Annotated in this window: 12 protein-coding genes; 3 read left to right on the forward strand and 9 right to left on the reverse strand. The window is 63.3% G+C overall.

Translation table 11 applies throughout. The annotated features are described in order from the left end of the window. From NKJ08_RS36920 to NKJ08_RS36955, 8 genes are all read right to left on the reverse strand, one after another. The coding region (locus tag NKJ08_RS36920; protein WP_352786144.1) for a hypothetical protein at positions 1-198 on the reverse strand (198 nt) is incomplete at its 3' end. A 99-nt stretch (positions 199-297) separates the two neighbouring features. Further along, positions 298-666 carry a hypothetical protein gene (locus NKJ08_RS36925; RefSeq protein ID WP_352532122.1) on the reverse strand — a complete coding sequence of 123 codons (369 nt, stop codon included), beginning with the start codon at positions 664-666 and terminating at the stop codon, positions 298-300. A gap of 196 nt (positions 667-862) precedes the next feature. Then, positions 863-1,642, reverse strand: a complete 780-nt coding sequence (locus NKJ08_RS36930; RefSeq protein WP_352532120.1) for a DsbA family protein — start codon at positions 1,640-1,642, stop codon at positions 863-865. A gap of 52 nt (positions 1,643-1,694) precedes the next feature. Next, positions 1,695-2,378: an SCO family protein gene (locus tag NKJ08_RS36935; RefSeq protein ID WP_352786145.1), complete on the reverse strand. Its 684-nt coding sequence runs from the start codon at positions 2,376-2,378 to the stop codon at positions 1,695-1,697. 67 nt (positions 2,379-2,445) lie between these two features. Beyond that, the gene (locus NKJ08_RS36940; RefSeq protein ID WP_352532116.1) at positions 2,446-2,973 is read right to left on the reverse strand and encodes a TlpA family protein disulfide reductase; all 528 of its coding nucleotides are present in this window, start codon (positions 2,971-2,973) and stop codon (positions 2,446-2,448) included. A gap of 7 nt (positions 2,974-2,980) precedes the next feature. Beyond that, a complete protein-coding gene (locus tag NKJ08_RS36945; protein ID WP_352532114.1) occupies positions 2,981-3,421 on the reverse strand; it encodes a DUF411 domain-containing protein in 441 nt (146 codons plus the stop codon). Between the two features lie 29 nt (positions 3,422-3,450). Then, complete coding sequence (locus NKJ08_RS36950; protein ID WP_352532112.1) at positions 3,451-4,887, reverse strand: multicopper oxidase family protein; 1,437 nt, start codon at positions 4,885-4,887, stop codon at positions 3,451-3,453. Positions 4,888-5,018: 131 nt separating this feature from the next. Further along, positions 5,019-5,426 carry a hypothetical protein gene (locus NKJ08_RS36955; RefSeq protein ID WP_352532110.1) on the reverse strand — a complete coding sequence of 136 codons (408 nt, stop codon included), beginning with the start codon at positions 5,424-5,426 and terminating at the stop codon, positions 5,019-5,021. Positions 5,427-5,535: 109 nt separating this feature from the next. On the opposite strand from NKJ08_RS36955, the gene NKJ08_RS36960 reads away from it, so the two are divergent. Further along, on the forward strand, positions 5,536-6,132 hold the full coding sequence (locus NKJ08_RS36960; RefSeq protein ID WP_352532108.1) for a cation efflux transmembrane domain-containing protein: 597 nt from the start codon (positions 5,536-5,538) through the stop codon (positions 6,130-6,132). A gap of 153 nt (positions 6,133-6,285) precedes the next feature. Continuing rightward, the gene (locus tag NKJ08_RS36965) at positions 6,286-7,725 is read left to right on the forward strand and encodes an FAD-binding oxidoreductase (protein WP_352532106.1); all 1,440 of its coding nucleotides are present in this window, start codon (positions 6,286-6,288) and stop codon (positions 7,723-7,725) included. A 64-nt stretch (positions 7,726-7,789) separates the two neighbouring features. Here the strand turns inward: NKJ08_RS36965 and NKJ08_RS36970 are convergent, their stop codons facing one another. Further along, positions 7,790-8,212, reverse strand: coding sequence for a hypothetical protein (locus NKJ08_RS36970; RefSeq protein ID WP_352532104.1), 423 nt, complete (start codon positions 8,210-8,212; stop codon positions 7,790-7,792). A gap of 564 nt (positions 8,213-8,776) precedes the next feature. On the opposite strand from NKJ08_RS36970, the gene NKJ08_RS36975 reads away from it, so the two are divergent. Next, the gene (locus NKJ08_RS36975; RefSeq protein WP_352532102.1) at positions 8,777-10,309 is read left to right on the forward strand and encodes a DUF2778 domain-containing protein; all 1,533 of its coding nucleotides are present in this window, start codon (positions 8,777-8,779) and stop codon (positions 10,307-10,309) included. Positions 10,310-10,481 lie beyond the last annotated feature (172 nt).

The following is a 10,481-nucleotide window of genomic DNA, read 5'->3' on the forward strand; positions in this document are numbered from 1 at the left end:
CACCTCGGACCCTGCTCTTCGCCACGCGGTCGTCCGTGCGCGACAGGAGAATAGCGCAGATTTATCAAAAAGGCTCTTGTCGATCACATCAGTGGACCATTCATCATTGCAATCACCTTTGCGGTCAGTGAAAGCCCGCCTTCGTCGGTAAGCATCGGCGATTGCGAAGGGAATTAGCTCGCCGTGGATTTCGGTCAAGACGACGAGGAAATCCGATCGGCCGCCCTGTCGCCCTTGTCCCGGCAACCGGAAGTGTCTTGTCCTGCCAACCGGAGTGTCGACCACGTCCTGGTCGTCTTACATACCTCCGCCGCAGCCGTCTGAGAGATCCCAGACGTCGACGACCTGCTTGCCGGTGAAACCGTGCTCGCGAATCAGGAACTTCGCCAGCCCGCCATACACTTTCCAGCGCCAGCACTGACAGCAGCATGGGCCTTTCTCGCTGGAATTGGCCATCGCATAGTCGTAGGCCTGCTGCTCGTCGCCGGAGAGTTTCACATCGTAGTAGGGCATCATCTTCTGTGCGATGCCGGCCGGAATATCGTACGGATCGATTGGGATCATCGCGATCTCGCGGTACCTGGCCAGGCCGCTCACCTGCTCGGCATAGCGCTTCGTCTCCATTGGGCTGCAGCACGAGCCCGTGATCCGCGACATCGCCGGCATGGTCGCGATCGATTCCGTGAACTTGGTCGAACACGTGCTGTTGCCGTTCTGGCTGAGATATCTGAAACGGCGTACCAGATGTCGGGATCCTCAGCGGCGATCGCCAAATCCGGCTCCTTGAGCAAGCTCGCGACCGCAGAGGCGCCAAAGGCGCCACCCAGAACAACCGTCCGTCGGTTTGGGCAAAATATTCGGCTCATTTGCTGGTCCTCGCCTGCTCGATCAGTTTCTTCATCGTTGCGAGGTCGGTCGCGCCGGGGAAAATCTGCTCGCCAACGACGAAGCTTGGCGTTCCGCTGATCTTCAGCGCCTGGGCCAGTTGCGTATTCCGGTCGATCGACGCCTGGATATCGGGCTGCTGCATGTCGGTCTTCAGTTTAGCCACATCGAGACCGACGTCGGCAGCCACCTTCAGCACGACCGCTTCGGACACCCGCGTCTTCACCGCATACAAGGCCTTGTGGAATGCCATGTATTTGCCCTGGCGCACTGCGGCGAGAGCCGCCTTGGAAGCAAATACGGAATCCGTGCTGAGGATCGGGAATTCCTTGTAGACGATCTTGAGCTGCGGATCGTCGGCCATGGCTTGCGCCATGATCGGCGCAACCTGCCGGCAATAGGGGCAGTTGTAGTCGAAGAACTCGACCATGGTGACGTCGCCTTCGGCGTTGCCGCCGACCGGGCTCGCCGGGTCCCGGAAAATCTCGTCCGCCTTGTCCGTCAAGGCGGCTTTGGCCTCTTTTGCAGCAGCCTCGCGCTGGCGGGCGTCGAGGCTCTGCAGCGACTGCACGAGCACCTCGGGATGCGCAAGAATGTAGTCGTGAATGCGCTGGTCGAACTGGTCCTGGGACATCTCGCCCGCGGCGATCGCCTGGTTGTGGAGACCGAGCGCGAGCCAGACCGTCGCGCCGGCCAGCATGAAGGCACGGGCCATTTTGCCGATGGCTCCGATCGATGGATTGGACTTGTGGATCACAGGGTTCTCCTTCCCTCTGTTCGCCGGACCGCCGGCACGTGCACATGATGCCTCAGAACATGCCCTTGATTTTCGCCCACCATCCCGTTTCCTGCTCATGGTGCGGGCGCTCGACATTGTTGGTGAGCGCATTGACGAATGTGACGAGATTAACCGACGCGAAATCCAGGCCATGGAAATTCGCCCGCCAGCGGCCCTCCTTGTCGATCACATGGGTGATGGTGCCGTGCATCTGATAACCATCATCCGTCAGCGTGAACTTGTGGCCGAAGGCCTCCGCCAGTCTGCGGGTCGCATCCTCCGGCTGATCCTCCATCGTGGTCAGGAACAGCCAATTGACGGGATCGAGCCCGTGCGCCGGCCCGTATTTGCTGAGCACGTCCGGCGTGTCCCTGATTGGGTCGGTGGTGATGGTCACAAAGCTGACCCGGTCCTTCATCGGCCTGCCATTCACCATTTTCTGGATCTCGGCAATCTTCTCGGCGTGCAAGGGGCACACATCCGGGCACGATGTGTAGATGAAGTGGAGGACGACCACCTTGCCGCGCAGATCGGCCGTCCGCACGACACGCCCCTCGGCGGTGCGCAGCGTGAAATCAGGCGCCGGCTTGTCGATCGGCTGGAAATATTTCTCGTCGGCCTCAAGCGTGGCGTCGATTTCGTCGAGCGAGTGGGCTTGCGCCGGATACGAAAAGCCCGCGGTCAGCGCCGCAATGGCAATTACGCTTAGCAGCAAGCACCTCCATTCGTTCAAAGCCGATGCAACGCAGCGAGCCTTTAGCCCGAACATATCTGTCCCTTTCTCACTTGGCGGCGATGCGGCTGCGGATGAAGTCGACCATGTCGGGCGCGTCCCATTCGGCCGGCCCAATCAGCCGGCCGATCTCCTTGCCGTCGCGGTCGACCAGCAGGGTTGCCGGAAGGCCGACGGTGCCGATGGCGAACATGGCCTTGCCCGAGACGTCGATGTTGAGGGCGAGGTGCTTGATGCCGATGTCGGCGAAGAACTTCTTCACGATCTCAGGACCGGCGCGGTCCATGGACAGCGCGACGACCTCGAAATCCCGACCGCCGAGTTTGGCCTGTAGGCGATCGAGCGTCGGCATCTCCTTGCGGCAGGGCGCGCACCATGTCGCCCAGACGTTGAGCAGCACGACCTTGCCGTGGAAATCCGCAAGCATTTTCGTTTTGCCATTGCCATCCTCGAAGCTGATTTCCGGCACGGGGGCGGGCGCCTCGTGAACGGCAAAGTTCTGCGGCGGCTCAGCGGCTGATACCGGCCACGAAAACGCCAGCAGCATGCCAACCAGGACCATGGCCAGTTTGCTCACAATGTCCTCACTCGGTCGCGTAGACGGTGGGCGCCTTGCCGCCCTTGGTGAAGGCGTAGACGACGAAGGGGCCTTGCTTCTCACCACCCATGCCTGGGGCGCCGGCCGGCATGCCGGCGAGCGTTATGCCGGTGATGGCAGGGCGCTCGGTCAAAAGCTTCTTGACGATCTCGACCGGCACCAGGCCATCGACGATATAGCCATCGACCATCAGCGTGTGGCAGCCTTCGAGGTCGGCCGGCACGCCCGCATCGCTGCTGATCTGGGAGAGATTGTTGACCGGCTTGATGTCGACCTTGAAGCCGTTGTGCTCGAGATAGTTGGCGTAGGACTCGCAGCAGCTGCATTGCGGGTTCTTGTACATGACGGCGTTGATCGTTGCGGCGAAGGCGGGCAGCGGTGTTGCGATCAGCAGGGACAGTGCGGCAAGGCGGTAGGTCAGTTTCATTGCAGTTCTCCTTGGTTGGATAAAAAGTTTCAGGTCACGCGGAACGCTGTCATCAGGCCGGCCATCTGGTGATCGGCGACATGGCAGTGCAGCATCCAGTCGCCGGGATTGTCGGCGACGAAGGCGCATTCGATCGTATCCTTGGGGGCGAGCAGCACCGTGTCCTGCCATTGCCGGTGCGGCACCGGCGAGCCGTTGCGCGAAAGCACCGACAGGCTGAAGCCGTGGACGTGCATGGGATGCCACCAGGCGGTTTCGTTACGCATGGTGAGATGGCAGGTGGCGCCGCGTGACAGCGTGAACTCAGGCGCCATACCGGCGTGGCCGTCGCCGGTCATCGACTTGCCGTTGATTGCCCAGGCGGCGGCGCCGTTCATGCCGGGCATCGCCATGCCCATCATGCCGCCGACGCCGGCGAGCTTGCCGCCGCCCATCATGCCGCCCTGCAGGACGATCTCATGTCTTTCGGCCCTGGCCAGATCGGGGCTCGGCAGCGGATTGGCCGGCAGACGAAGCGGCGCATCAAGGGGATGGTCGCGCAGCGGCGCTCCTGCATCATAGGCAAGCGTCGTCAGGGTGTAAGCAAGGCCATCATAGTAATCGTCGATCACCGCATGTCGGCTGCCGGGGTCGCCCTGCAGGTCGAGCATCACATCGACGCGCATGGCAGGCGCCACCACAAGACGGCCTCCCTCCGGTTCGTGCGGATCGCAGGGCTGTCCGTCGATGGCGACGACAACCGGCCGGTGGCCTTCGAACCGCAGGGCCATGATGCGGGCGAGCGATGCATTGGCCAGCCGCAGCCGGACGCGCTCGCCGGCCCGCACCTTCTGGTCCGCCGGCGGCGCGCCGTTGAGGGTCACGAGACCGCCGACACGGCCAGACATGGCGGCATCCATCGCGCTGCCGAAGCCGGCGGCGATCTGCCCATCGGCCGCAAGCCGCCAGTCCTGCAGCAGCCACAGAATGTCACGGTCGACGGCGACCGGCTCGACCTCCTCGACGACCAGTGCGCCGGCAAGGCCACGGCCGAGCTGGACCAGGCTGTTGGCGTGCGGATGATACCAGAAGGTGCCGGCATCGGGCGGGGTGAATTCATAGATGAAATTTTCACCTGGCCTGATCGGCTTCTGCGTCAGGCCCGGCACGCCGTCCATGGCGTTCGGCAGTCGGATGCCATGCCAGTGAACCGTGGTGTCTTCGTCCAGTCCGTTCTTGACGGAGATGCGAGCGGGCTGCCCCTGGCGTAAGCGCAGTGTCGGGCCGGGGACCGTGCCATCATAGGCCCATACGGGAGTGCGCGGACCATCAGGGCCGGCGAACCGGGCCTGGCCCGGCGCCACCCTGATCCGGTATTCGCCCGTGGCCATCGCCAGCGCAGGACGGATCGGCGCGGCGGCGGCAATGCTTGCTGCCGCAAGCAGGAATTTGCGGCGCGTTATGAACGGATTTGAAACGGAATTCACTCTTGTGACCCCTGCGGTAACCGACGGCGAACGTCGCGACGTCGATTGAATTGCTACCGCGCCCGCTGCGCAGTACGCGCAACCGGGCGATCAAACGCCGCTAACCAGCCGTGGAACGGCAGAAAACGGCGTCAGACGAGAGCGCTGGGCCTTGGAGGGAATGGGTCGGGCAGCAGACTTCGCCCGTGCAGGAACGGGGCGGGAAGCGCCGACGGCAGTTCGGCCTCCGGCAGTCCCGTCACGGGGAGAGCCTCCGGCAGCACCGCCAGAGCCGGTGCGACACAGGTCGGCGCACATTGCATCGGTTTGTCATTGCCGGCCCAGCCCTTGAGGCAAGCGTTGCAGTCACCATCCTTGGCATCGGCCATCTTGGCCATGTCGGCGTCGGTGGTGCCGGTATCTGCGGCCATGGTCATGCCGCCGTCGACTGCCATCCTGGCCGACATGACGGCAGCCTGAGCGGCGGACAGGCTGAACCCGGCGGTCACGACGACCGCGAGCAGCATGACCAGGAGGTGTTTTGGTGACAGGCGTGCCATGTTCGGCCTAGGCTGGCCTCAAAACGCCGCTTTTGCAAGCCCCGACAACGCGACATCGAAACCGTCGAGGGCAGGGCAGCCTGTAAGAAGCATCGTGTCAGGGCAGATCATGCAGCAACCTCTTACACCGGACGGCCTTCGCCGCGTGGTGCTTGTCGTCGCGCTGCTGAACCTCGGTTATTTCGGCATTGAATTCGCCGTGGCGCTGGCGATCGGCTCGGTGTCGCTGTTCGCCGACAGTGTCGATTTTCTGGAAGACGCCTCGGTCAATCTCCTCATACTGCTCGCCATGGGATGGTCGCTGCGTGCCCGCTCGCGGGTCGGCATGGCGCTGGCGCTTATGCTGCTGGTGCCGGGCCTGGCGACGCTGTGGACCGCGTGGGAAAAGTTCAACATGCCGGTGCCGCCGCAGCCGACGGCCCTGACGCTGGCGGGGTTGGGCGCTCTCGCGGTCAATCTGTCATGCGCCTACATGCTGGCGCGCTACCGCCATCACAGCGGCAGCCTTACCAAGGCGGCGTTTCTCTCGGCCCGCAACGACGCCGTCGCCAACATTGCGATTGTACTGGCCGGGCTGGTGACTGCGTTCATTTGGCGCTCGGCGTGGCCGGATTTGATCGTCGGCCTGGGAATTGCGGGACTGAATGCAGATGCGGCGCGGGAGGTCTGGGAGGCAGCTCGGGAGGAGCAGCGCGCTGTTTCGTGAATCCAAAACGCTCAGCGGTGCCAGGTTGCCGACGCGCCAAGGTGGGCCGCAATCGTTAGTAGTCAGCCAGAAACTTGCGCGATTTCTAATATAAGCGCACATTTTCAAAGCGGGCGGGAGGAAGAACGGCTCACAAACAATCGGGAGGAAACCATGAACAGCATGAGCCTCACTACGCTCGATCGCGGCAAGACGACGGTCGACGCCGCCGCCCTGGAGGCGCTTTCGGCGCAATTGCGCGGCTCGGTGCTGCGGGAAGGCGACGCCGCCTATGACGACGCACGCAGCATCTGGAACGCCATGATCGACCGACGGCCCGGGCTGATCGTACGCTGCGCCGGCGCCGCCGATGTCATCGCCGCCGTGAATTTTGCCCGGGAAAACAGGCTTCTGCTCGCAGTTCGCGGCGGTGGTCACAATATTGCCGGCAGCGCCGTCTGCGATGGTGGCCTGGTGATCGATCTGTCGTCAATGAGGTCGGTGCGGGTCGATCCGGCGACGCGGCGAGCATGGGTGGAACCGGGAGCGACGCTCGCCGATGTGGACAGGGAAACACAGGCGTTCGAACTGGCGGTGCCGACCGGCATCAACTCGACCACCGGCATATCGGGCCTGACGCTGGGCGGCGGCTTCGGCTGGATCACCCGGAAGTTCGGCCTGACCATCGACAGTCTTCTCTGCGCCGACGTGGTTACCGCCGACGGCAAGCTGCTGCGCGCCAGCCAGACCGAAAATCCGGACCTGTTCTGGGCACTGCGCGGTGGCGGCGGCAATTTCGGTGTCGTCACGGCTTTCGAGTTCAAGCTCCACCATGTCGGTCCGCAGGTCCTGGCGGGGCTTGTCGTCCATCCCTTCGCCGATGCCGAAAACGTCTTGCGGGAATACCGGTCGGCGCTCGAAGCGGCGCCCGATGAGCTGACCTGCTGGGTGGTCATGCGGCAGGCACCGCCGCTGCCGTTCCTGCCGGCGGAATGGCATGGCAAGGAGGTGCTGGTGCTGGCCATGTGCTATTGCGGCGACCTCGGGGAAGGCGAAAAAGCGACGCAAAGGCTTCGCGCCATCGGCACACCGATTGCCGATGTCGTCGGCCCCAACCCGTTCACCGGCTGGGAGCAGGCATTCGATCCGTTGCTGACGCCCGGCGCCCGCAACTACTGGAAGAGCCATGACTTCACCGAGCTTTCCGACAGCGCGATCGACGTCGTCACGGCAGCGATACCCGGGCTTCCGGGGCCTGAATGCGAGATATTCTTCGCCCATATCGGCGGTGCCGCGGGCCGCGTGACAGCGGATGCAACGGCGTTTCCGCAACGCAGCGCGCATTTCGTCATGAATGTTCACGCCCGTTGGCGCGAACCAGGAATGGACCGCGCCTGCCTCGACTGGGCGCGCGGTGTCTATGAAGCGGCCAAGCCCTATGCCGTCGGCACGGCCTACGTCAACTTCATGCCTGAGGACGAGGTCGACCGGGTCAAAGCAGCCTATGGCGGCAACTATCGGCGGCTTCTGGAAATCAAGCGGCGCTACGACCCCCTCAACCTGTTCCGCATGAACCAGAATTTGCGCCCCGTGGAAAATTTGCGCGCCGCATAGGGCACACGCAACGACAAGGCCCGCGCCTCCGACGGAGGACGCGGGCCGATTTCGACGGCATGCGCTAGGCAGGTATCAAGACGGCGATGCGGTGGATGCCGACCACCTTGCTGGTGTTGGCTGCCTCGTCGGTCTTGCCCTTGGAGCAGGTATACACGTCACCTTCCTTGAGCTTGAATTCCTTGTCGGCTTTCTTGATCGTGAATTCACCGGCGGCAATGGTGCACACCATGTCGTTGTCCATTACCATCGCAGGGGCGGCTGCTCCGGGCTGAAAGACTATATCTACAATTGAGATGCTCTTGTAAGCGGGGATATCGGAATTGCCGGTGCCGACCTCAACCAATCTGACGCCGGGTGCAATCTCCTTGCCTTCCTTCGGGCCGTATTTCTTCACCTTTGCCGCCGCCGCCAGCGTGAACAAAGGCGTTACCGCGGCCGCCGTCACGCCGAGAGCAATCGCGGACCTGCGATTCATGGTTTTCATCGCATCCTCCCATTTGTTGGTCGCGCACGAATGTGCGTGACCAGCGTACATTAGCATAAATGCAGATAATTAGCATAAATGCAGATAATTGCAGAGCGGCGTTTCGGAGATTCCAGGAGCGAACCGTCGGCAGGCCGACCGGATCGCCGGGGGCTTGATGGCGGCGCTGCCGGCCGCACGATTCTTGTCGACCCGGCTTTACTTTGGCAGCCGTCGCCGACCCTGCCCAGCAAGGTCTAGTCATTTCGCTTTCTTGACTCGGCCGACAAAAACGGGCAGCAAAGTCGTCAATGGAGGGCAGTTTTGCTAACTATGCAGGTTTTGGAGGGCGTTTTTCGGTGTGACCGTCGCCCAATCGGCGGTCGGTAGAGGGATTGGTTAACCAACTTTGTCCATCTTTTGAATCAATCGGCAACAGACGCGAAGCGTGCTGGGGGCACCAGGCGAACTGTGAATGTCACGGCTGCGAGATCCGCTAGCCGGCAACGGCCGATTGAGAGTGGTTGAATGGCGTTTGTGAGTGCGAAAACCCGGGGTGACGGTCCTGCATCTGGATTGACTTCGATGAGGCCCGGCCTGCGCTGGGTCGCGGTTCCGGCCGTCGGCGCAGCCATTGCTTTATGGTCGGTGGCGACCTTGGCCGGCCTTTATTCGATCGGAACCTCGCTCACCGCCGCTTCCAACGGTCTCCCGCAAAGCCTGCTCGCGCCGCGCACCATCGCGCTCGCCGATCCTCGCCGCAGCCTTGCAAAGGCACAGGCCCCGACATGGGCCGCGGCAAATGCAGCATTGTCGGCTCAGCTGCAGCACGGATGCGATGCCAACTGCCTGCGGTCGGCGTCGAACTTCGTTCACCAGGGAAAATCGGCGCGTCTCAAGCGCAATATCGTGCCGCTTGTCGCCGATGCGTCGCGGCAATCGAGCTTCGACGACGTGGTGGCCAAGGCCGCGCTGTCGCCGCAAAAGCTTGCCGCTGCCTTTGCCCGTGCCTCCTCCGGCTCACACGTCATGCTCGCCAGCCTGCCGGCCGACGCCCGGTTCGCCGAGCCGGTACGCATACCCGACCCGAACGGCCCGGCATCGGTGCGCTTCGGCCCGGAGGTGGCGGAGATCGAACGCTCGTCGCGCCTGGCGCTGGCGCTGGCAAATACGTTGCCGGAGGAAATGATCGATGTGCTCCCGACAGCCGTCGCGGCAAGCGAGCCTGCAGCTTCACAAGAGCCGCAAGAGCCTGAGGTCCAGTTAGCCTCGCTGCCGCCGCAAGACGACATGCCCGACGGCATTCCGCTGCCGACGCAGCGCCCGCAGGCGGATATCGATCCGCCTGCCGAGGCGCCGCGGGCTCAAGCATCAAGAGACCAGGCATCAGGAGATCAGGCGCCAAAAGACCAGGCGCCAAAGGCCCAGGCACCAAAAACGGAGCCGCCCAAGGCGCGGGCCTCCAGGACCGCCAAGGCGAGCAAGGTCCAGACGGCCGATGCCCCGCCGGTCGAGACGCAACCCGGCAGCCTGTCGCCTCGCAATTCGTCACAAGCGGCAGTGCCGGCCGTGTCGGGCAAGCCGGGCAAACGGTCGAAGACGCAGGGCGGCGACATGCTGGCCTATGCCAAGCCCGACATGCCTTCCGGCGGTCTCGGCGGAGCCTTCAGGAACCTGTTCACCACGCCCGGCATGGGCAGCGGCGTCGCTGTCTACGACATCTCGGCCAAGACCGTCTATATGCCCGACGGCTCGCGGCTGGAGGCACATTCGGGACTGGGCGCGATGGTCGACCAGCCACGCTACGTCCACAAGAAGAATGTCGGTCCGACGCCGCCCGACACCTACAATCTGACGATGCGCGAATCGCGCTTCCACGGCGTCGAGGCGATCCGTCTGACGCCGGCCAGCGGCAGCAACAAATATGGCCGCGACGGCCTGCTTGCCCACACTTACATGCTGCGCGGCGGGCGCGCGGAATCCAATGGCTGCGTCGTTTTCAAGGACTATGCCCGCTTCCTCGCCGCCTATAAGAAAGGCAAGATCAAGCGTCTGGTCGTGGTGCCGCGCCTTAGCAAGCCGCTGACGCGGGTCGCCCAGGACGGGCGAGGGGCTTAGGTCGTTAGCGGCGTCTCAGAATGAAAGCCGTTCCTGCGGTGATCCTTAGCGCCCCCCTCTGTCCTGCCGGACATCTCCCCCACTCTCATGATTGCTGACAATGGCCTTTGACATAAGCTGCAGCCCGCCGATCCGATCGGCGGTCGAGGCACTTGTACGGCGGATATGAGGT

Source organism: Mesorhizobium sp. M0244, from assembly GCF_040321795.1.
GTDB lineage: Bacteria > Pseudomonadota > Alphaproteobacteria > Rhizobiales > Rhizobiaceae > Mesorhizobium.